22 protein-coding genes and 1 pseudogene are annotated in these 20,938 nt (G+C 69.6%); 12 read left to right on the top strand and 11 right to left on the bottom strand.

The annotated features are described in order from the left end of the window. Positions 1-65: 65 nt before the first annotated feature. Both ACIHAX_RS05630 and ACIHAX_RS05625 read left to right on the top strand, forming a co-directional pair. Positions 66-548 (top strand): cation:proton antiporter regulatory subunit, encoded by a 483-nt coding sequence (locus ACIHAX_RS05630; protein WP_355070361.1) that lies wholly within the window; start codon positions 66-68, stop codon positions 546-548. Positions 549-551: 3 nt separating this feature from the next. After that, on the top strand, positions 552-1,736 hold the full coding sequence (locus ACIHAX_RS05625; RefSeq protein ID WP_397275972.1) for a cation:proton antiporter: 1,185 nt from the start codon (positions 552-554) through the stop codon (positions 1,734-1,736). Here ACIHAX_RS05625 and ACIHAX_RS05620 read toward each other — a convergent pair whose 3' ends face one another. From ACIHAX_RS05620 to ppgK, 3 genes and pseudogenes are all read right to left on the bottom strand, one after another. Beyond that, positions 1,737-2,501 carry a rhomboid-like protein gene (locus ACIHAX_RS05620; RefSeq protein WP_397275970.1) on the bottom strand — a complete coding sequence of 255 codons (765 nt, stop codon included), beginning with the start codon at positions 2,499-2,501 and terminating at the stop codon, positions 1,737-1,739. A gap of 165 nt (positions 2,502-2,666) precedes the next feature. Beyond that, positions 2,667-4,067: pseudogene (locus ACIHAX_RS05615) on the bottom strand (RNA polymerase sigma factor); the annotation flags it as partial. Positions 4,068-4,227: 160 nt separating this feature from the next. After that, entirely contained in the window at positions 4,228-4,986 is a 759-nt protein-coding gene (ppgK, locus tag ACIHAX_RS05610) for a polyphosphate--glucose phosphotransferase (RefSeq protein ID WP_355070367.1), read from the bottom strand. A gap of 156 nt (positions 4,987-5,142) precedes the next feature. Between ppgK and ACIHAX_RS05605 the strand changes: the two genes are divergently transcribed. After that, positions 5,143-6,087, top strand: a complete 945-nt coding sequence (locus ACIHAX_RS05605) for an inositol monophosphatase family protein (protein WP_397275967.1) — start codon at positions 5,143-5,145, stop codon at positions 6,085-6,087. Here the strand turns inward: ACIHAX_RS05605 and cei are convergent, their stop codons facing one another. Further along, positions 6,088-6,765, bottom strand: coding sequence for an envelope integrity protein Cei (gene cei / locus ACIHAX_RS05600; protein ID WP_355070370.1), 678 nt, complete (start codon positions 6,763-6,765; stop codon positions 6,088-6,090). 376 nt (positions 6,766-7,141) lie between these two features. On the opposite strand from cei, the gene ACIHAX_RS05595 reads away from it, so the two are divergent. Further along, positions 7,142-7,444: a DUF4193 domain-containing protein gene (locus ACIHAX_RS05595; protein ID WP_014351871.1), complete on the top strand. Its 303-nt coding sequence runs from the start codon at positions 7,142-7,144 to the stop codon at positions 7,442-7,444. Between the two features lie 24 nt (positions 7,445-7,468). Here the strand turns inward: ACIHAX_RS05595 and ACIHAX_RS05590 are convergent, their stop codons facing one another. Next, entirely contained in the window at positions 7,469-7,960 is a 492-nt protein-coding gene (locus tag ACIHAX_RS05590; protein WP_355071029.1) for a DUF3093 domain-containing protein, read from the bottom strand. A 73-nt stretch (positions 7,961-8,033) separates the two neighbouring features. Here ACIHAX_RS05590 and dut point away from each other — a divergent pair, with 73 nt between their 5' ends. Then, the gene (dut, locus tag ACIHAX_RS05585; protein ID WP_397275965.1) at positions 8,034-8,534 is read left to right on the top strand and encodes a dUTP diphosphatase; all 501 of its coding nucleotides are present in this window, start codon (positions 8,034-8,036) and stop codon (positions 8,532-8,534) included. A gap of 5 nt (positions 8,535-8,539) precedes the next feature. Continuing rightward, a complete protein-coding gene (locus ACIHAX_RS05580) occupies positions 8,540-9,409 on the top strand; it encodes a DUF3710 domain-containing protein (protein ID WP_364425988.1) in 870 nt (289 codons plus the stop codon). A 10-nt stretch (positions 9,410-9,419) separates the two neighbouring features. Here the strand turns inward: ACIHAX_RS05580 and ACIHAX_RS05575 are convergent, their stop codons facing one another. Further along, entirely contained in the window at positions 9,420-10,115 is a 696-nt protein-coding gene (locus tag ACIHAX_RS05575; protein WP_355070376.1) for an alpha/beta hydrolase, read from the bottom strand. A gap of 132 nt (positions 10,116-10,247) precedes the next feature. Between ACIHAX_RS05575 and ACIHAX_RS05570 the strand changes: the two genes are divergently transcribed. The 3 genes from ACIHAX_RS05570 to ACIHAX_RS05560 all read left to right on the top strand — a co-directional run bounded on the left by ACIHAX_RS05570 (position 10,248) and on the right by ACIHAX_RS05560 (position 12,112). Next, positions 10,248-10,625, top strand: a complete 378-nt coding sequence (locus tag ACIHAX_RS05570) for an OB-fold nucleic acid binding domain-containing protein (protein ID WP_067808861.1) — start codon at positions 10,248-10,250, stop codon at positions 10,623-10,625. Between the two features lie 3 nt (positions 10,626-10,628). Beyond that, positions 10,629-11,327: a DUF3159 domain-containing protein gene (locus tag ACIHAX_RS05565; protein WP_397275962.1), complete on the top strand. Its 699-nt coding sequence runs from the start codon at positions 10,629-10,631 to the stop codon at positions 11,325-11,327. 158 nt (positions 11,328-11,485) lie between these two features. Then, the gene (locus ACIHAX_RS05560; RefSeq protein WP_355070380.1) at positions 11,486-12,112 is read left to right on the top strand and encodes a sigma-70 family RNA polymerase sigma factor; all 627 of its coding nucleotides are present in this window, start codon (positions 11,486-11,488) and stop codon (positions 12,110-12,112) included. Between the two features lie 52 nt (positions 12,113-12,164). Here ACIHAX_RS05560 and ACIHAX_RS05555 read toward each other — a convergent pair whose 3' ends face one another. Further along, positions 12,165-12,836 (bottom strand): TrkA family potassium uptake protein, encoded by a 672-nt coding sequence (locus ACIHAX_RS05555; protein ID WP_355070382.1) that lies wholly within the window; start codon positions 12,834-12,836, stop codon positions 12,165-12,167. Positions 12,837-12,838: 2 nt separating this feature from the next. Continuing rightward, positions 12,839-13,504 (bottom strand): TrkA family potassium uptake protein, encoded by a 666-nt coding sequence (locus tag ACIHAX_RS05550; RefSeq protein ID WP_355070384.1) that lies wholly within the window; start codon positions 13,502-13,504, stop codon positions 12,839-12,841. 161 nt (positions 13,505-13,665) lie between these two features. On the opposite strand from ACIHAX_RS05550, the gene ACIHAX_RS05545 reads away from it, so the two are divergent. Then, a complete protein-coding gene (locus ACIHAX_RS05545; RefSeq protein ID WP_355070385.1) occupies positions 13,666-15,654 on the top strand; it encodes an APC family permease in 1,989 nt (662 codons plus the stop codon). A 19-nt stretch (positions 15,655-15,673) separates the two neighbouring features. Then, positions 15,674-17,095, top strand: a complete 1,422-nt coding sequence (locus ACIHAX_RS05540; RefSeq protein ID WP_397275959.1) for a class I SAM-dependent RNA methyltransferase — start codon at positions 15,674-15,676, stop codon at positions 17,093-17,095. 4 nt (positions 17,096-17,099) lie between these two features. On the opposite strand, the gene ACIHAX_RS05535 is transcribed toward ACIHAX_RS05540, so the two are convergent. Continuing rightward, complete coding sequence (locus ACIHAX_RS05535; protein ID WP_364425977.1) at positions 17,100-17,903, bottom strand: enoyl-CoA hydratase; 804 nt, start codon at positions 17,901-17,903, stop codon at positions 17,100-17,102. Between the two features lie 122 nt (positions 17,904-18,025). Here ACIHAX_RS05535 and ACIHAX_RS05530 point away from each other — a divergent pair, with 122 nt between their 5' ends. Continuing rightward, the gene (locus ACIHAX_RS05530; RefSeq protein WP_397275957.1) at positions 18,026-18,325 is read left to right on the top strand and encodes a DUF1330 domain-containing protein; all 300 of its coding nucleotides are present in this window, start codon (positions 18,026-18,028) and stop codon (positions 18,323-18,325) included. 15 nt (positions 18,326-18,340) lie between these two features. Here the strand turns inward: ACIHAX_RS05530 and ACIHAX_RS05525 are convergent, their stop codons facing one another. Further along, complete coding sequence (locus ACIHAX_RS05525; protein WP_364425975.1) at positions 18,341-19,015, bottom strand: SIMPL domain-containing protein; 675 nt, start codon at positions 19,013-19,015, stop codon at positions 18,341-18,343. Positions 19,016-19,066: 51 nt separating this feature from the next. Beyond that, positions 19,067-20,884 (bottom strand): glutaminase A, encoded by a 1,818-nt coding sequence (glsA, locus tag ACIHAX_RS05520; RefSeq protein ID WP_397276052.1) that lies wholly within the window; start codon positions 20,882-20,884, stop codon positions 19,067-19,069. Positions 20,885-20,938: the final 54 nt, after the last annotated feature.

Here is a 20,938-nt window from a genome sequence, read left to right as displayed (position 1 = left end):
GCGCCATCGGCCGAAGTGATGACCGATCCGTTCGTGGACGCGGTGATCCGGCTAATCTGGAGGGCGTGAACGTCGACGTCACCGCACTACCCGGGATCGGTGTCCGGAAGGACTTCGAAGTGCGATCCGGTCGCCGAATCGGCGTGGTCGCCCACCGCGATGGTGATATCGACCTGATCGTCTCCAAACTCGACGATCCCGACGCCTGTGCCGCGCAGATCCCGCTGACCACCGATGAGGCCGCGGTCCTGGCCAACTTGCTCGGTGCGCCGCAGCTGGTCGCCAAGCTCAACGACGACCACCGCGACCTGCCCGGGATCACCACGCGCCAGCTCCCGATCGGGGACGATTCCCCCTACGACGGCCGCACCCTCGGTGAGACCGAGATGCGTACCCGCACGAAGGCCTCCATCGTGGCGGTCATGCGGGCCGGGCAGTTGCATCCCTCGCCCGGACCCGATTTCACCTTCACCGCGAGCGACCTGCTCGTGGTCGTCGGCACTCCGGAGGGCTTGGATGCCGCCGCGAAGATATTGACGCACGGCTGAGCCGTGACGGACACCGCGCTCGCCCTGATCGAGCTCGGAGCGGTTCTCTTCGTTCTCGGCATGCTGGGGCGTGTCGCAGGCCGTGTCGGTATGTCGCCCATTCCGCTGTACCTGCTCGGCGGTGTCGCCTTCGGCCAAGGTGGTCTCATCGAACTCCGGGCCGCCCACGACTTCGGCCATATCGCGGGCGAGATCGGGGTGGTGCTGCTGCTCTTGCTGCTCGGCTTGGAGTACACGGCGGCGGAGCTGGTGACCGGCCTGCGTCGTTCCTGGGCGGCCGGTGTGGTGGACATCGTGGTCAACGCGTCACCGGGGGCGGTGGTCGCGCTGATGCTGGGCTGGGGTGTCGACGGCGCGATCACGATGGCAGGCGTCACCTACATCTCCTCCTCGGGCATCGTGGCGAAGGTCCTCGACGACCTCGGACGCCTGGGCAACCGGGAGACGCCGGTGATCCTGTCCATCCTGGTATTCGAGGACCTGGCGATGGCGGTCTACCTGCCGATTCTCACCACGGTGCTGGCGGGGCTCAGCTGGCTCAGCGGGCTGCGCGCCCTGGCGGTAGCGCTGATCACCATCACGCTGGTGCTCGTGGTGGCGCTGCGTTACGGGCGGTATGTCTCGGCGGTCGTGGACAGCGCTGACCGTGAGGTCTTCCTGCTCACGCTGCTCGGCGCGGCGTTGCTGGTCGCGGGCGTCTCCTCGGCGCTGAGCGTGTCGGCGGCGGTCGGAGCGTTCCTGCTCGGCATCGCGATCTCCGGCTCGACCGCGCACGCGGCGGCGAAGATGCTCGAACCGCTGCGCGACCTGTTCGCGGCCATCTTCTTCGTGGCCTTCGGGTTGAACACCGACCTGCGAGCGATCCCGCCGGTGCTGGGCTGGGCGATCGCGCTGGCGGTGGTCACGGTCGTTACGAAGGTGGCGACCGGGTGGTGGGCCGCCGCACGCGAGGGCATCCGGCGGATGGGCCGGGCCAGAGCGGGCGCGGCGCTCGTCGCGCGGGGCGAGTTCTCCATCGTCATCGCGGGATTGGCCGTGAGCGCGGGCGCGATGGACGGTCAGCTCACGGCGCTCGCCTCGACCTACGTCCTGCTGATGGCGGTGCTGGGCCCGATCGCGGCGCGAGTGGTGGAGCCGATGGTCGGTTTGCTGCCCGACCGCGGCCGCCGCGAGCCCCAGGTCTACTGATCAGTCCTGGGTCGTGCGGGCTCTGCGGCCCGCGGTCCGTTCCAGCCGATGCCAGAACAGGCTCGCGATCGCCCCGACCGCCAGCCCGATCACGGCGGCGCAGAGATGGCCGTAGTCGGTGAATGTCGGCTCGATCCACAGCGCCACGCCGAGCGTCAGGAGCAGCGCACCGGCCCACACCAGCCGCACCCTGCCGCGGAACCGGAATGCCAGCGCCGCCAGCACGGCCGAAAAGCCGTAGCTGGTACCGACATCCGCGGCGACGGCCACCCGCAGCGGGATGAGGCCACGGTCGATGGCGTGTGAGATGCCGGTGACGGTCAGCAGCGTCGCCCCGATGTGCCCGGTCGCGAACAGCAGGATCCAGCGCGCGGTGCCAAGCCAGCGCTCGGCATATGCCATGACGATCAGGAAACCGGCGATGGTCGTCCAGGGAAAGCCGCCGTCGGTCCAGAACGCCGAGGCGACCAGCACCTGAACCGGGTTGTGCCGCATGTTGTAGAGGTTGGTCGACGCCGAGAAGATCAATCTGCGCTCCACCGAGTCACCGACCCCGCGCAGCGTCCACCAGGTGACGAACAGCGTGAACGCGTAGGCGGTGCTGGCGGGGGCGGCTCCCAGGTGCGCGCGGATCGCGGGCAGGAGCCGCCGCGGCAGCCCGGGACGGCGCAGCCAGGCTTGCAGGTCGCGCCACTCGGCGCGCAGGTCGACGGTCTGCGTCCACGGTGACCGCAGCCAGCTCGAAGTCGAGGTCGAGGCAACCACCCCGCAAGTCTGCCGGGCGCGAGCTGCGCGCGGCGAAGTGCCCCCGTCGTGGCGCTGTTTCCTCCGCCGCGTCTGCGGCCTGGCGCGGAAAAGCGCGACACCCGCATTCACCGGCCGCTGGAGGAATCGAGCGGACGACGAATGCGGGCGTCGAGGCGATGCGACCTAGTCGAGGTAGTCGCGCAGGACCTGCGAGCGGCTGGGATGGCGCAGCTTGCTCATGGTCTTGGACTCGATCTGGCGGATGCGTTCGCGGGTGACCCCGTAGACCTGGCCGATCTCGTCGAGGGTGCGCGGCTGGCCGTCGGTGAGGCCGAAGCGCAGCCGGACCACGCCCGCTTCCCGCTCCGACAGCGTCTCCAGCACCGACTGCAGCTGATCCTGCAGCAGCGTGAAGCTCACCGCGTCCACCGCGACCACGGCCTCGGAGTCCTCGATGAAATCGCCGAGCTGGCTGTCGCCCTCGTCGCCGATGGTCTGGTCCAGCGAGATGGGCTCACGCGCGTACTGCTGGATCTCCAGCACCTTCTCCGGCGTGATGTCCATTTCCTTGGCCAGCTCCTCCGGCGTCGGCTCGCGGCCGAGATCCTGGAGCAGCTCGCGCTGGATGCGGCCGAGCTTGTTGATGACCTCCACCATGTGCACCGGGATGCGGATGGTGCGGGCCTGGTCGGCCATGGCGCGGGTGATGGCCTGCCGGATCCACCAGGTGGCGTACGTGGAGAACTTGTAGCCCTTGGTGTAGTCGAACTTCTCCACCGCGCGGATCAGACCGAGGTTGCCCTCCTGGATCAGGTCCAGGAACGCCATGCCGCGGCCGGTGTAGCGCTTGGCCAGCGAGACGACCAGGCGCAGGTTGGCCTCGAGCAGGTGGTTCTTGGCCCGGTTGCCGTCGCGGACGATCCAGTTGAAGTCGCGGCGCATGGCGACCGGCAGCTTCTCGCCCTGCTCGGCGAATTCGCGCACCTTCTCCGCGGCGTAGAGGCCCGCCTCGATCCGCTTGGCGAGTTCGACCTCCTCCTCGGCGTTGAGCAGCGCGACCTTACCGATCTGCTTGAGGTAGGCGCGGACCGAGTCGGCCGAGGCGGTGAGCTCGGCGTCCTTGCGGGCCTGGCGCAGCGCCTCGGACTCCTCTTCGTCCCAGACGAAATCGCCGGAGGCCTTGTCGGCCGCCGTCGGCTCGTCGGCCTCGCTCTCGGCTTCCTCGGTTTCGGTGTCCTCGGCGACGTCGACCAGTTCGTCGCCGTCGGCGAGGTCCTCCTCGGAGACTTCCAGATCGCCGAGATCGTCGAGATCGAGCGACTCGTCCTCGATCGCCTCGTCGGCGCCGGGCTCGCCGTCGGGGCCCGCCTTCTTGGTGGTGGCCTTCTTCGCGGGAGCCTTGGCCGCCTTCTTGGCAGGCGCCTTCTTGGCGGCGGCCTTCTTCGCCGGAGCCTTCTTCGCGGCAGCCTTACGGACCGGCCGTGCTGCGGTTACATCTGCGGAGTCGGCATCGGCCGATTCGGCGGTCTGACGGGTATTCGTGGCTACCACGTACGCCCTTTCGTGACGGTCTCGTGCGGCGTCACGCCAGAGTGGGTTTCCGGCGGAGCGATCTGTCGGGTTGCACCGGCGGAGGGCCGGTCGGGGTTTCTCCGGCTCAGCCGGGCACGTTCCATTGTAACGATCTAACCAGGGTACCTACGGCACGATGCCGGGAACGGCATCCTCGCGGTTCCCGCGCGCCTCACGGTGCGACGCCCCCCGCGATCGCCATGGCGGCGCCGACGATGCCCGCGGTGTTGCGCAGGCGGGCCGGGATGACCGGAGTCCGGTTGGTGAGCAGGGGAATCCACTGCTCGGCCTCCCTGCTGATGCCCCCGCCCGCGACGAAGACGACCGGGAAGAACAGGTTCTCCAGCCCCGTCAGCACCAGGCTGACCTGCGCTGCCCACTGCTCGTAGCTCAGGCCGTCGCGTTCCTTGATCGAGGCCGCCGCGCGGTGCTCGCTCTCCATCCCCTGGATCTCCAGGTGACCCAGTTCGGTGTTGGGCACCAGTGTGCCGTGGTAGAGCAACGCCGAGCCGATGCCGGTGCCGAAGGTCAGCAGCATGACCAAGCCCGCGAAATTGCGCGCCGCGCCGAAGTGGTCCTCGGCCATGCCCGCGGCGTCCGCGTCGTTGAGCACGGTGACCGGACGGCCGCCGAGCGCGGCGGAGAACAGCGCCCGCGCGTCGGTGCCGATCCAGGACTTGTCGATGTTCGCCGCGGTGCGCGCCACGCCGCCGATCACCACCGAGGGCAGGGTGAGGCCGACCGGCCCGGTCCACTTGGCCTTGTCGACCAGTTCGGCGACCGCCTCCGCCACGGCGAACGGTGTCGCCGGGTGTGGCGTCGCGATCTTGATCCGCTCGTGGACCAACTCGCCGGTGGCCAGATCGACCGTGGCGCCTTTGACGCCGCTGCCGCCGATGTCGATGCCGAATGCGTGCCCCCGAGCGGACATGACTAACCCCTCGTCTCCCTGTGCTGGCCGGTGTGATGACAGCGCTGCACGGGGCCCGGGACGCCCATGGCGGGCGTGCGAATGGGATGCCCGACGACGGCGCTGTGTCGTGCACGACAAGAGTAATGGGACCACGAGGCTGGGCGTTCGGCGAGGATGTGTGATGCGATGGTGGGCGTGCCGGAAACCTCATCGTCAGTGTCCGACTACACCCCCGACTCGTTCGTCTCGATCGTCGCGCGTGGCGACGAAGCCGACCTGCGCCGTGTCGCGGTCGACCTCGCCGAGACGGCCGCCGCCCATGTCCGTGCCCGTCGTCCCGAGGTGTTCGGGCCCGCGGGCGTGCACGCCGAAGGCGCCGTGCGGTCCAAGAGCCACGAGACCGACCCGGTCACCATCGTGGACACCGAGACCGAAGAGCTGATCCGAAGACTGCTCGCCGAACAACGCCCCGGCGACCCGATCCTCGGCGAGGAGGGCGGCGGCAGCATCGATGACGCGAGCGCGGACACCGTCCACTGGGTGGTTGATCCGATCGACGGCACCGTCAACTTCCTCTACGGCATTCCCGGCTACGCCGTATCGGTGGCCGCGCTGCGCGGCGGCCGTCCGGTCGCGGGCGCCGTGGTGGACGTCGCGCGGGCAGCCACCTACAGCGCCGCGCTCGGACTCGGCGCGCTGCGTGTCGACGCCGACGGCGCGGTGGAGCACTTGAGTTGCACGCCCGTCGAGTCGGTGGCGATGTCGCTGGTCTCCACCGGATTCGCCTACGGAAGGCACCGCAGGAGCAGGCAGGCGGAATTGATCGCGCAGGTGCTGCCGCACGTGCGCGACATCCGCCGTTTCGGTGCGGCGGCACTGGATCTGTGTCATGTCGCAGCAGGCCGTGTGGACGCCTACTTCGAGCACGGCTTGAACGCCTGGGACTGGGGCGCGGGCGCGCTGATCGCCGCCGAGGCGGGTGCGCGCCTTACGCTGCCGCCCGCGACGGCGCCGGGCACCGACGGCGACCTGGTGGTGGCCGCCGCGCCCGGCATCGCCGACGAGCTGGGGGAGCTGCTGGCCCGGGTCGGCGCTACCGAGCCGATTCCGGACCGCTGATCAGCAGCGGGCCTGCCGTGCGGCGTCGAGCAGCTTGATGTCGATGGAGGTGGAGTTGCCCGGCGCCGGGTTCTTGAGCGAACGCAGCACTTCCTCGGCGTCGTTGCTGGGGTGGATGTCCCGGAACAGCGAGCCGAGCACGAGATCGACGGTGTCGTCGCCGCGTTGATCCTCGATCAGCTCGGCGCACGGCGCGACCAGCTGTACGGCGGCCGCGGCCGGACGGCCGTTGACGCCGAAGCGGACCTGCCCGGTGCATTCCAGGTCGCCGTTGACGTATACCGAATCGTTGCCGTATTGCGTTCCGGGAGCGCTCGCGAATCCGAGGTCGCCGAGCTGGGCGGCGACGTGCGCGGCCTGGCCGCGCTGGTTGTTCGCGTTCAGCACGCGCACCTTGCTCGCCGCCAGCGGTGCGGGTTCCACGTCCTGCAGCCGGCCTGCGCCGACCCGCTGGCCGAGCGGAGTCGGTTGCGGCGCACCGGGATCCGAGGCCGGACTCGGTGAGTTGCACGCCATCGCGGTGTGGTCGGTGTCGTGCGTCGTGAGGGCTTTGACCCAGACGATCCCGCAGATCAGGGCGAGAACGCCGAGCATGATGAGCCAGGGCTGGGGGCGGCGGCGCACGTACGGTTGCCCTTGCGAATCCGTCGCGGTGCCTTCGGTGATCAGTGAAACCACCAGCACACTCTACGAAAATGTGGGGCGGTCGCGTCGCAAGGTCTCGGTGCGTTCCACGGACGGTGTCGATTGCCCCTCATTTTCGACTCGGCTGTGTTTTGATTGCGACTTTTGCTCCGGGGTCCGCTATTGTCTGGCGGCCCAGATCGAATCACCGGTGCGGAAATCAGTGGTCGGTCGCGGGAACAAGAAGGGCATGTCCTGCGTTTACCCAGCGCTATCAGGAGTGGATCGGCATGATCCGCCCTGATAGGCGACCGGTGTACGTGTGACGTGCACCACCGGCGGGGCGGTACCGGTCGCGGCGATTCCGGCAGGAATCGGGTGTGAGCGGACCGGTCCGGGATATACGGAGTTAGGACGAGGGGAAGACGACATGGCAACCGACTATGACGCACCGAGGCGCACCGAATCCGACGATGTGTCGGAGGATTCGCTGGAGGAGCTGAAGGCTCGTCGTAACGAGGCACAGTCCGCCGTCGTGGATATCGACGAATCCGATACCGCGGAGTCGTTCGAGCTTCCCGGCGCCGACCTGTCCGAGGAAGTGCTGACGGTTCGGGTGATCCCGAAGCAGGCCGACGAGTTCACCTGTTCCAGCTGTTTCCTGGTCCATCACCGGAGCAGGCTGGCCAGTGACAAGGGCGGTCAGATGATCTGCATGGATTGCGCCGCCTGATCTCGACGAGATCGAACAACAGTGTCAGCCCGCGCTCGGTAGACCGAGCGCGGCGAGGACCCGTTCGGGCCGCCGCGTACTGACCAGCCAGTACGGCGTCGGATCGTCCGGGTCGTCGAGCACGAGCAAGACCATCGGCCCGATCCAGGGGCGATGCTGGACATAGGCGGCGGGGTCGAGCTGGCGACCCAGCGCCGCGCTTTTCGCGGTGGGGGCGACGGCGGCCGCGCGAGCAACGAAATTCACCGGCAGATGCGCGCGATCGGCGCGCAACTCCGGTGTGCCGTTCGCGTCCGGCGCCACTTCGACGCGGTGGCGGCTCAGCCACAGCAGCACCCAGACCGGCACGGGGAACAGCAGCACATAGGGCAGCCAGGCACGCAGTCCCGGCGCGCCCATATGGATCTCCGCCGCGAGCAGTCCGGTGACGGCGAACGCCACCGGCCACCACCACAGCGGCACCCACAGGCGCTCCCGGTATCGGTGCGCAGGCTGCGCTTTCTCGTCCGCGGTCATGGGGTTGGGCTGGTCCGACACGAGTCAACACTAAGTCACGAGGGCAAACAGCCTACGCGTAGGCTCGTCCAACGTGAGCGCACTTTCACCCATACCCTTGCTGCGGCTCGACCCCGGCATCCCTCTGCCCACGCGCGCCCATGCGGGTGACGCGGGCGTGGATCTGTGCACCACGCAAGACGTCATCCTGGAGCCGGGGGAGCGGGTGCTGGTCGGCACCGGCGTCGCCGTCGCGCTACCGGTCGGCACCGTCGGCCTGATCCATCCGCGCTCGGGTCTGGCGGCCAAGGCCGGGCTGTCGGTGGTGAACACCCCCGGCACGGTCGACGCGGGGTACCGGGGCGAGATCAAGGTGTGCCTGATCAACCACGATCCGCGCACGCCGATCGAGTTGCGGCGCGGTGATCGGATCGCGCAACTGCTGGTACAGCGGGTGGAGCTGGTGGATTTCGTGCAGGTCGACTCGCTCGACGAGACCACCAGGGGAGCGGGTGGCTATGGCTCCAGCGGCGGTCACGCGAGTTTGACCGCACAGACGAACGGGGTGGGCCGGGCTACCGGCGAGGAGGCATGACGGGAATGTTCGGAAAGAGAAAGAACTCGAGCCGGGCCGCGGACGACCGGTACGACGAGGCGGGCGACTACGCCGACTACGAGTCCGCCTACGAGGGCGAGTACGACGACGATTTCTACGACGACGCCCCCACCGACGAGCGCTCGTACGAGGGCGTGGATCTGGACGTCGACCGGCCCAACGGACGGCCCGGCCCCTACGACTACGACGAGGTCGCCGAGCTGCTGGATTCGGTGTCCGAGCAGCGGCTGGATCTCGGGTCGGTGTTGTTGCCGGTCCCGCCGGGCGGTCAGCTGCAGGTCGAGATGACCCCGGAAGGCCAGCCGCAGGCGGTGCACCTGGCCACGGAGCACGGCCGGATCACCGTCGCGGCCTACGCCGCGCCCAAGACCTCCGGCCAGTGGCGGCTGGTCGCCGCGGATCTCGCCGACTCGCTGCGCAAGGACGGCGCCCGGGTGTCGGTCGAGAACGGGCCGTGGGGCCGAGAACTGCTGGCCCTGACCGAAGGCGCGGACCTGCGTTTCATCGGCGTGGACGGCTATCGCTGGATGGTGCGGCTGGTCGCGGCGGGCCCCTCGGGCGCGGCGAACGACGGCAGCCCCCTGGTCAAGGCGGCGCGGGCGATCCTGAGCGAGACCGTGGTGCGGCGCGGCGAGGACCCGCTGCCGGTGCGGGACCCGCTTCCGGTGGTGCTGCCGCAGGAGCTGGCCGAGCAACTCGCCGCGGCCCATCAGCAGCAGGTGGAGGCTCAGCAGCAGGCGATGGCCGCGCAGGTGGCGGCGCAGACCGGTGCGCAACCGGTGGTGCCGCGCATGCCGCAGGGCCCGCGCCGGGGCGCGGACGGGTCGGCCATGCAGCAACTCGGCCTGAACTGAGCGGAAGATCTCACGCGAAGGCGCCGATACCCGTGTGTCCCAGGATCGCGGGGTCGGCGCCGAGTTCGTCCAGCGTGATCCGGTACAGGTGCGCGCGCGGGGCCAGCGCCGCCCATTCCTCGGCGACCGCGCGCGGGTGCACCGGGTCGTCGACCGCGGTGACCACCGCGAGCGGCAGCTCGAATGCCGACAGCAGCTCGGCATCGGGCCACTTGTAGTCCGCGGCCTCCTCGAGCGCCCGCGGCAGTTCCGGCCACTGTGCCCGCCAGGACTGGGTCAGCGCGTCAGCCAGCCACCGCGGGCTGCTCGCCCGCATCCGGTCGATCACCGTGTCCAGACCGTCCACGCGCAGCTGCGCCGCGGTGGCCGCCGCGCTCAGCGTGGCGGGGCAGGCCGCGGTGTCGGGCCCGGTCCAGGCGGGCAGTGCCGCCACGACCCCCACGACGCGTCGGGGATGCTCGGCGGCCCACTCCAGTGCGATCGCCGCGCCCAGGGAAATGCCCGCCACCAGCACCGGGCCCGAATCCGCCGCCGCATCCAGCGCTGCGCGGCAGCTCGCAACCACCCGGCGCGGGTCGGGTTCCACCGCGACGAAATCCAGGCCGCGTGCGGCGCTCGCGGGACCGAAGGCGCGCCTGGCGAAATCGGCGTCGGACCCGGTGCCGGGCAGTGCCACGACACGAGCGGGGTGTGGGGAGTCGAACATCGGTCCGAGCGTAGCGGGGGTGGCCCGGCCCATCTACAGTGGCGTTGTACGGCCGCCGCAGGCCGTGCGGATCGGATCCCTCACGATGGTGTGCGACCCATGCCATCTGCTCTATGCAGGAGAGCGTGCACAATGTCATCCGCAGCCTCAGGGTATTTTCGACGTCTGGGCCGCAGGCTGACCGAAGACATCGATCAGCTGGATGCCGAAGAGCTGGCCGAGACGTCCGAAGCATCGGGCGCGTGCCGCGCGTCGGAGTGTCGGCGCGGTGACGAGGCGACCATGCTCGGTAGGCTCCGTAGCGTCGAAGCGTGTCCCAAGTCGGCGGGCGCCAGCGTCCAGGCCGAGTTCTTCGACGGCACCGACGCGATCACGCTGGTCTGGATCGGGCGCAGGCGCATTCCCGGCATCGAGCCGGGCAGGCGCATCCTCGTCCGTGGCCGGGTCGGCGACCGCGACGGCCGCAAAGTGATCTTCAACCCCTACTACGAATTGCGCGGGAACAGCTGACGTATGCCTTTGAGCAACGACAACGCAGGATCGGACGACCGCACCGGGCTCCCCTCGCCCGACCGTGACGAGGAACGTGCCGAGCAGACCCTCCTCGAACAACTGGGCGGCTTCAGCGGCCTGATCTACTCGACGCTTCCTGTTGTCGTGTTCGTTCCCGTGAACAGTGTCGCCGGGCTGGCCGCCGCGATCTGGTCGGCCCTGGGGGTGGCGGCCGCCATCCTCCTGTGGCGCCTTGTGCGGCGCGATCCCATCCAGCCCGCCATCTCGGGCTTCTTCGGCGTCGGCATCTGCGCCTTCATCGCCTACCGGATGGGCGAGGCCAAAGGGTTCTTCCTCTTCGGCATCTACACCAGCCTCGTCTACGCCGCGGTGTTCCTCGCGTCCATCCTGATCCGCAGGCCGCTGGTCGGCGTGATCTGGGGCGTGCTGAACGGCCACGGCTCCGACTGGCGGTCCGACCCGCGCTCGGTGCGCCTCTACGACCTCGCCACCACCACCTGGATCCTCGTGTTCGGGGCGCGCTACCTGGTGCAGTCGCAGCTCTACGACACCGACCGCACCGGCTGGCTCGCCTTCGCCCGCATCGCGATGGGCTGGCCGCTGACCGCGGTGGCGCTGGCCGTCACGATCTGGGCTGTGCGCCGGGCCGGTCACCTGCCCGCCAAGTCGGTGCGCGCCCGAACCGGCCTGAGCCGTTAACCTTCCGCCGCTATCGGGCGAAAACCACAGGGGTGGGGAGATCGCCACCGCCGAGGTGGGTGCTTCCCCACCCTGGGGTGCCTGGTTGGTCCTCCGAGTTCATCAGACGATCTATGCGTACCGAAAACACGCATTGATCGGCAAGAAAGGACTCGGACGTGGCTACCGAGCACAACACCGCGGCGCTGCCCGTCAACCACAACCCCGCGCTCTCGGAGAGCCGGCGGATCTCGGCCGAGCTGGACAAGCTGATCGGTCCGGCGGCCGGAGGCGATCGCCGGGCGGTCTCGGAGATCATCCGGATCGTTCATCCGCTGGTGCGGCGTTACTGCGGCGCGCGCCTGGGCAACACGGCCCATCTGCAGGTCACCGCCGACGACGTGGTCCAGGAGATCCTGCTGGCCACCGTCAACGCCATCCCGCGCTACCGCGACCAGGGCAAGTCGTTCCTGGCCTTCGTCTACGGCATCGCGGCCAACAAGGTCGCCGACGCGTTCCGCCGCTCGCAGCAGCACCCCGCCTACCCGGTGGCCGACGTCCCGGACTCCGCGTCCTCGGCCGCCGGTCCCGAGGAGTGGGCGCTGGCCTCCGAACGCCGCGCCGCCACAAGGGAACTCATGAAAGTGCTGGCCCCGGCGCACCGTGAGGTGCTGGTGATGCGCATCGTGCTCGGCTGGTCGGCCGCTGAGACCGCCGAGGCCATCGGCACCAGCCCGGGTGTGGTGCGGGTGATGCAGCACCGCGCGCTGAACAAGCTGCGCGCGGAGCTGAAGCTGGCCGCATAGGGTTTCCGGCAGCGCTTCGCCGAGAACGCGCGTCCGGCCGTGTCACGGGGAGTTACGGTCTGATGCCGTGGTTGGCGAGTTCCAGCCGGAGGTCCTCCTCGGCCTCCACCGAAGTCACGAACAGTAGCTCGTCGTCGCCTTCCAGCGCGTCGTCCGGCTGCGGCACGATCACGCGCCCGCCGCGCAGGATGGTCACCAGTGCGGCGTCGCGCGGCAGGGTGAGCGTGCGCACCGGTTTACCGGCCAGCACGGTGTCCGCGGGCAGCGTCATCTCCACCAGATTCGCCTGGCCCTGGCGCAGCGTCATCAGTCGCACCAGATCTCCGACGGAGACCGCCTCCTCGACCAGGGAGGCCAGCAGCCGGGGTGTGGACACCGCGACGTCGACACCCCAGGAACCGTCGAAGAGCCATTCGTTGCGCGGATCGTTGACCCGGGCCACCACCCGGCGCACCCCGAACTCGGTCTTGGCCAGCAGGCTGTGCACCAGGTTCGCCTTGTCGTCGCCGGTGGCCGCGATCACCACCTCGTAGGTCTCCAGACCGGCCTGCTCCAGCAGGGCCAGTTCGCACGCGTCGGCGTGCACCCAGACCGCGTCGGGGATCGCGGCCGCATCGATGTGCTCGAGCTCACGCTCGAGCAGCATGACCCGATGCCCGCCGCGCAGGAGTTCCCTGGCGATCGATCGGCCCACGGCGCCTGCTCCGGCGATGGCCACTTTCATGTTCAGTCCTCGCTCGCGGGGGGCTTCCCGGCCAGGGCGACGGTTTCGCCCACGGCGCCGGATGCTGCGGCCACATAGACGATGTCGTCGGCCTGGATGATGGTCTTGCTGTCGGGGAGCACTGCCTGGCCGAACCGGATGATGAACGCGACCCGTGCCGCGACGGTCTGCTCCAGATCGCGCACGGTGCGGCCGTACCACTCTTCGTGCAGCGTCAGCTGGGTCACAGCGACAGTTCCGGTGGGGTCGCGCCAGGTGGTGGTGCCGGTGTCGCCGACGAGCGCGCGCAGGAAGCGGTCGGTGGTCCACGGGACCGTGGCGATGGTCGGGATGCCGAGCCGCTCGTAGACCGCGGCGCGCTTGGCGTCGTAGATGCGGGCGACGACCCGCTCCACCCCGAACATCTCCCGCGCCACCCGGGCGGAGATGATGTTGGAGTTGTCGCCGGAGGAGACCGCCGCGAACGCGTCCGCCCGTTCGATCCCCGCCTTTATCAGCACATCTCGATCGAAACCGACACCGGTCACCTGCTCGCCGGGAAAGTCGGATCCCAGGCGTAGAAAGGCACTGGAGTCCCGGTCGATCACGGTGACTTCGTGACCTACGCGGACCAGGGCATGGGCCAGCGACGAGCCCACGCGCCCGCACCCCATGATCACTACGTACACCGTGCAACCTCGTTCCTGGAACCGTGGTGTTCGGTCTGCTTCGCTGTTCGGTCGAACGCTACCCGCCGAATGATTCCACCGGCCACGTTCCCCCTCCAGCCGGCGAGCAAACCTGCGAGCCACGCGCGCGATCCACTGTGCGGGGGCCTATGCTCGCTCCAGTGTCCAAGTTGACGACGGCAGCGAAGCGAGTGCTGCTGGGCAGGCCTTTCCGTAGTGACTCGCTCGGCCACACGCTGCTGCCGAAGCGAATCGCGCTCCCGGTGTTCGCTTCCGATGCCATGTCATCGGTCGCCTACGCCCCCGAGGAGATCTTCCTCGTTCTTTCGGCCGCCGGGGTCACGGCCTACCTGTACGCCCCATGGGTCGGATTGGCCGTCGCCTTCGTCATGGCTGTCGTGGTGGCCAGCTACCGGCAGAACGTGCACGCCTACCCGTCCGGCGGCGGCGACTACGAGGTGGCCACCACCAATCTGGGGCCGAACGCGGGCCTGACCGTCGGCAGCGCGCTGCTGGTCGACTACGTGCTCACCGTCGCGGTGTCGATCTCCTCGGCCGCGTCCAACATCGGCTCGGCCATCCCGTTCGTCGCGACACACAAAGTGCTGTTCGCCGTCGTCGCCATCGCTCTGTTGACCGCGATGAATCTGCGCGGTGTGCGGGAGTCCGGCACGGCGTTCGCGATTCCGACCTACGCGTTCATCATCGGCATGTTCCTCATGCTGAGCTGGGGCCTGTTCCGGATCTTCGTGCTCGGCGAGGAGTTGCGGGCCGAATCGGCCGGTTTCGGATTGATCGCCGAGCACGAGCACCTCTACGGGCTGGCGTTCGCCTTCCTCATCGCGCGCTCGTTCTCTTCCGGGTGTGCCGCGCTGACCGGTGTGGAGGCGATCAGCAACGGTGTGCCCGCGTTCCGCAAACCCAAGTCGCGCAATGCCGCCACCACTTTGCTGATGCTGGGCACGATCGCGATCGTGTTGCTGATGGGCATCATCATCCTCGCCCAGAAGATCGGGGTGGTGTACGCGCACAACGTCGAGGACCTGACCGGCGCACCGTCGGACTACCACCAGAAGACGCTGATCGCGCAGCTCGCCGAGACCGTGTTCGAGGGTTTCCCGCTCGGCTTCTTCTTCATCACGACGGTGACCGCGCTGATCCTGGTGCTGGCCGCCAACACCGCGTTCAACGGGTTCCCCGTGCTCGGCTCGATCCTGGCGCAGGACCGCTACCTGCCGCGCCAGCTGCACACCAGGGGCGATCGGCTGGCGTTCAGCAACGGCATCCTGTTCCTCTCCGGCGCGGCCATCGCGTTCGTGGTGCTGTTCGGCGCCGAGGTGACCAAGCTGATCCAGCTGTACATCGTCGGCGTGTTCGTCTCGTTCGTGCTCAGCCAGACCGGCATGCTGCGGCACTGGACCCGCTTGCTGCGCACCGAGACCGACCCGGCGCAGCGCGCGCGGATGAAGCGCTCGCGGGTGATCAACGCGGTCGGTCTCAGCGCGACCGGAGCGGTGCTGGTCATCGTGCTGATCACCAAGTTCTTCGCGGGCGCCTACATCGCCATCTTCACCATGGTCGCGATCTTCGTCGTGATGAAGATGATTCGCAGGCATTACGATTCGGTCGCGCGCGAGCTGGACGAGCACGAGTGGGACGGCGTGCTGCCCAGCCGCTCGCACTCCATCGTGCTGGTTTCCCGGCTGCATCTGCCGACCCGCCGCGCCCTCGCCTACGCCCGCGCCAGCCGCCCGGACACGCTGGAGGCGGTGACGGTGAACGTCGACGAGGCCGACACCAGGGCGCTGGTGCGGGAGTGGGAGAACAGCGACATCACGGTGCCGCTCAAGGTGATCGAATCGCCCTATCGCGAGATCACCAAGCCGGTGCTGGACTATGTGAAGCGCGTGCGCAAGGACGCTCCGCGTGACGTGGTGACCGTGTTCATCCCGGAGTACGTGGTAGGCCATTGGTGGGAACAGGTGCTGCACAACCAGAGCGCGCTGCGGTTGAAGGGCAGGCTGCTGTTCGTGCCGGGCGTGATGGTGACCAGCGTGCCGTGGCAGTTGAGTTCGTCCGCGCGGGCGCGGACCCCCGGGGTGGTGAACGCGCCGGGCGCGGTGCGGCGCGGGTACGAGGATCGGATGTGACGTCCATGGAGCGTTCGGGATGAGCGATCGGCCGACCGCCACGTTCGAAGTGCGGCTCGGGCCGCCGGGTCACGGCGGCTTCTGTGTCGCACGGCACGAGGGACGTGTGGTGTTCGTCCGGCACGGCCTGCCCAGCGAGCTGGTGCGGGTCCGGGTCACCGAGGATCGCGGCGGCTCGTTCTGCCGTGCCGACGCGGTCGAGGTGCTCGAGGCGTCCCCGGATCGGGTGCGGGCCACCTGTCCGGTGTCCGGCCCCGGTGGCGCGGGCTGCTGCGATTTCTCCTTCGCCACGCCGGTGGCCCAGCGCGCGCTGAAGGCCACGGTGGTCGCCGAACAATTGCGGCGGCTGGCCGGGATCGAGCGGGAAGTGGTGGTGGAGCCGATCGGGCCCGGCGACGCGATCGGCGGATGGCGCACCCGCGTGCGCCTCGCGGTCGACGCCCACGGACGTGCGGGCGTGCACCGCTATCGCAGCACCGACGTGATCACGGATCTGCGGTGCCCGCAACCGGTCGCGGGGGCTTTGGACGGGATCGCGGACCGGCGGTGGACGCCCGGCGCCGATCTGGTGATCGCGGTGGACGGCGATGGGATACGGCACGTCGTCGAGCTGGCGCCCGCTGCCGAGTCCGAACCGGTCGGCCACGAGCCCGGTCGGCGCGGTCCCGGCGGGAGTGGGCGGCGATCGGAGCCGGGGAGCCGGGATCGGCGTGCGGGCGGCGGAGGTGGTCGCCGCGATCGGCCGCACGGCCGGGATCGGCGCGGCGCACAGTGGCCCGCCGCGGAGTCCGCTCGCAGCGACGACCGGCGCGCGGCATCCGCACGACGCGCAGCGGCGCACGCGGCACGCGACGAGTGGGTGTTCGAGGGCAGCGGGCGCGCGGTCGAGTACGTGGCCGGGCGCCGGTGGGAGGTCGCGGCGACGGGCTTCTGGCAAGCGCATCACGGTGCGGCGCAACGGTATTCGGACCTGATCGCGGAATGGTCGGAACTCGGCCCCGGCGGCCGGGCGTGGGATCTCTACAGCGGCGCCGGGGTGTTCGCCGCGCGGCTCGCCGAGCGGGCCGGGCGGACCGGCGTGGTGCTCGCGGTGGAATCCGCGCGGCCCGCCGTCGCGGACGGCGCCGCCGCGTTGCGCGACCTGCCCTGGGTGGAACTGCGGGCACAGCGGGTGGAGCGCTGGGTGCTCGAGCACGTCGGTGCGGCCGCCCCGGACGTCGTCGTGCTCGATCCGCCGCGCGCGGGGGCGGGCAAAGAGGTGGTCGGCGCGGTCACCGCCAGCGGGCCGACGCGGATCATCCACGTAGGCTGCGATCCCGCCGCGTTCGCCCGCGATCTGGGCCTGTATCAGGCGGCGGGCTACCGGCTCGCCGATCTGCGCGCCTTCGACGCCTTCCCCGCGACGCACCACGTGGAAAGCCTCGCGTTGCTGGAGCGTTGAGCGGTCAGTCCTCGTAGACCGGGGGCCTGCGGTCCTTACGGGCGCGGATCGCTTCGTCGAAATTGCCGGTGGTGAGGCGGACGTACAACTGGGCCGTGCCCTCGTGCTGCATGTGCGATTCGAATCCGCCCGCCTCCATGCCGCTCCACAACATGCGCTTGGTGAGCTCGGTGCCCACCCGGCTGAAGCCGATGATGCGCTCGGCGAGGTCATAGCAGGTGTCCAGCAGTTTCGCCGCCGGAACCGTGCGGGATACCAGGCCGATTCGCTCGGCTTCGGTCGCGTCGACGTCGCGGCCGGACAACATGATCTCGAACGCCCTCGACGCGCCGACCGCGCGGGGCAGCAGATAGCTGAGGCCCAGTTCGGCGGAGGTGAGGCCGTTGTTGATGCCCGCGGCGCGGAAGTACGCGTCCTCGGCGGCGATCCGGATGTCGGCGCCGACGGCCAGGCACAGCCCGCCGCCGATGGCCGCGCCGTTGACCGCCGCGATCACCGGCTGGTGCATCCGCCGCAGCGTGATCAGCACGTCGTTGAGCAGGTCCATCGACCGGCGCGCGACACTGGTGACGGTCAGGCCGTCGACGTTCGGCACCTTTCCCGCGCCGGTCAGGTCGGCTCCCGAGCAGAAACCGTGTCCCGCCCCGGTAAGCACGACGACCCGCACGTCGTTGTCGGCGCGCACACCCTCCAGCGCCTCGCGCAGCGGGATCATCACGTCGAACGCCATCGCGTTCATCCGTTCGGGCCGATTGAGCGTCACCAGGGCGATATGGGGCCGTGGTTTGTCGATGAGCACGAACGACATGCGACCTCCTGAGCGGTGACAACCTCAATATAGGCACGCCGGGCGCGGCGCAGCGGTGAATCGCGCTCGGCACCCGCCGGATCCGGGGCGGGTCGCCGGACCGCCCAATTAGAGTCACCGCCATGACCGTGTACGCAATCGCGCAACTGAAGTTCACCGACCGCGCCGCCTACGATAGCTACCAGGCGCGCTTCCTCGACGTCTTCGTCCGCTACTCCGGGACGCTGCTGGCCGCGGACGAGTCCCCGCAGACCATCGAGGGCGTCACCGATCGCGAGAAGGTGGTGCTGATCTCCTTCCCGGACGAGCCGTCCTTCCGCGCCTGGGCCGAATCGCCGGAGTACCAGGAGATCTCGAAGGATCGGCACGCCGGAGCGGACACGGTCACCCTGCTGGTGCGGGGTCTCGGTCACGGGTCGTGAACCGGCAAGCCGCCGTCAGTCCAGCTGCCAAGTGACGCGGACGTCCGCGGAGATCTCGCTCTCGCCCAGCTCGACCGGGATGGCGACGGCACGGTAGGCCTCCATCGGAGCGGACATCGCCTGTGCCCGCGGAACCGGAGGCGCGGCGGCGGTGTCCTCGGTGATCTGCACGACGTCGCCGAGCGAGCGCCGTGCCCGCCGGGCGTACTGCTCGCCCTTGGCGAGGGCGTTGTCCCACGCGGCGTCGCGGGCACGGGTGAGCAGGGATTCCAGGTCGGCGAAGGTGAGGGCCAGACCGCCGAGGCGCACGTCGTCACCGCCCGCCTCGACGCAGTTGGCGATGATCGTGCCCGGGCCGGGATCGGCCTGCTCGCCGATATCGCGCAACGCGACCGTCAGCGATGTGCTCGCGAGGTATCCCGTGATGCGGTTGCCCTGTCCCTCGGTCCACACCGTCTCGGTCTGTACCGACAGTCCGCTGGTGGCGATGTCCGCGCCGTCGACCCCGTCGGAGCGCAGCGATCGCGCGACCGCGGCCACGCGCTCACCGGCCCGGCTGTAGGCGAGCGCGACCTTGCTCGCGCGCGATTCGACGGAGATCGTCACCCGCATCAGATCGGGGACGGCGCGGGCGGTGCCGTGTCCGTAGGTGGTGACGGTGCCTGCCCGTGAATCGGTGTTCGTGCCCACTGAGCCTCCTCGTCGATCGCTGTCGATCCGCACCGCACCATCGTGCCCGCTTCAGTAGTCGCCGCCGCGGGCCGCGATCGCCCGCACGGCCGCGTCGATCTGCGCGAAGGCTTCGGCGGCCAGCTGTTCGAGCAGCGCGAGCTTCAGCACGGGCGCTTGCGGGGTGAGCCGATCGAACCGTTCGGGGGTCAGCACCGCGACGCACGTCTCGGTCTCCGCCAGTACCTCGTTCCCGAACGGCGTTCCGACCAGCATCGGAATCTCCCCGAACGACATCCCGGCCGACAGGCTGAGCAGCCGGTGCGTGCGTCCGTCGGTGCCTTCGACCGTCAGGCGCACGCGGCCGTCGAGGATCAGGTAGAGACCCGAGCGCGCGCTGCCGCGTTCGGCGATCACCGCCCCGCGCGCGAACGTGCGCACCCGGAACTGCTCCGCCAGGCGGGATCGCTCGTCCGCGGCGAGGCCGGCCAACGCCGGGTGACTCTCGATGCCGAACGACGCGCGGGCGGCCTCGCCGGCGGGGCGATGGTTCGCGAGCACGATGTTCTCGCACCACTCGGTCGCGGTGTCGCGATCGATGAACACCGGCCCCCTCGGATCGTCGGGATCGATGCCGGAATCCGGGGACCGCAGTCGCGCGTCGGGATCGACCAGCGCCACTCGGACACCCGCCGACAACTGCTCGAGTCGCAGGTCGTCGATCATCCGCACCGCGATCGCGCTCACCTCGCCGACCCTGCGCACGTCGATGGCCAGCGCTTCCAGCTCGCCCGCCTGCTCCTCGATGGTGCGCACCGTGCGCTCCGCGCCCGCGAACAGCAGGTCGCCGTGCAGCTCGTAGACACACGCGCGATGCCCGTGCGCGGCGAGCACCGCGATCTCCTCGGTCGGGCGGCGTAGCCGCGAGGGCACCTCGGCCACCGAGTACGCCGCCCGGATCGCGGCTCGCGCCGCTCGGGTCACGTGCAGGAAGTGCAGCTCGAGTCGCCGCGACAGTTCACGGCAGGCGGCCACGCCGCGCACGCTGTTGCCGTGCCCGTCCAGCCGCGGCGAGTACACCGCGATCCCGACCTGTCCGGGCAGCACCGCCACGATCCCGCCCCCGACGCCACTCTTGGCGGGCAGGCCGACAGTAGTCACCCAGTCGCCCGCCGCGTTGTACATGCCGCAGGTGGTCATGACACTGAGCACCTGCTCCGTCAGCGCCGCCGAGGCCGCCTGCTCTCCGGTGACCGGATTGCGCCCGTTGTTCGCCAGCGATGCGGCCATCAGGGCCATATCCTCGCAGGTCACGGTAACCGCGCACTGGCGGAAATAGCGATCGACCGCCTCGTCCGGGTCGGCGTCGAGGATGCCGAACGAGCGCAGCATGTAGCCGATGGCGCGATTGCGGTACCCGGTGCGCGCCTCGGAGGCGTAGACCGCCTCGTTCACGGTGAGCTCGCGCCCGGCGAAGCTCGAGTAGCAGCGCCGGATCCGCTCGAAGCGGTCGGCGGGGTCGCGGCCGTCGATCAGCGAGGCGGCGGTGATCGCGCCCGCGTTGATCATCGGGTTGCGCGGCCGCGCGGTCACCGGATCCAGGCTGATCTCGTTGAACGGCTCACCGGAGGGCTCGACGTCGATGCGCCGGGCGACCGCGGCCTGCCCCCGGTCGGCCAGCGCGAGGGCGTAGGTGAACGGCTTGGAGATGGACTGGATGGTGAATTCGGTCCGGACATCGCCCGCGCCGTAGATCCGGCCGTCGGCGGTGGCCAGGCAGATGGCGAACGAATCCGGTTGCGCCGCGGCGAGTTCCGGGATGTAGTCCGCCAACGTTCCGGAGCGGTCGTCCCGGCAACGCCGGTGGACGTCGTCGACGATCCGTGCCACCACGCCGGGTTCGATTGTCCGGGAGACCACTTGCTCGGGCCGGGCCACCCTGTC

The sequence above is a fragment of the Nocardia sp. NPDC051929 genome (genome assembly GCF_044548645.1).
GTDB lineage: Bacteria > Actinomycetota > Actinomycetes > Mycobacteriales > Mycobacteriaceae > Nocardia > Nocardia sichangensis.
Note: the sequence above shows the minus strand (reverse complement) of the source record. Positions and strands in the feature narration are given on the sequence as shown.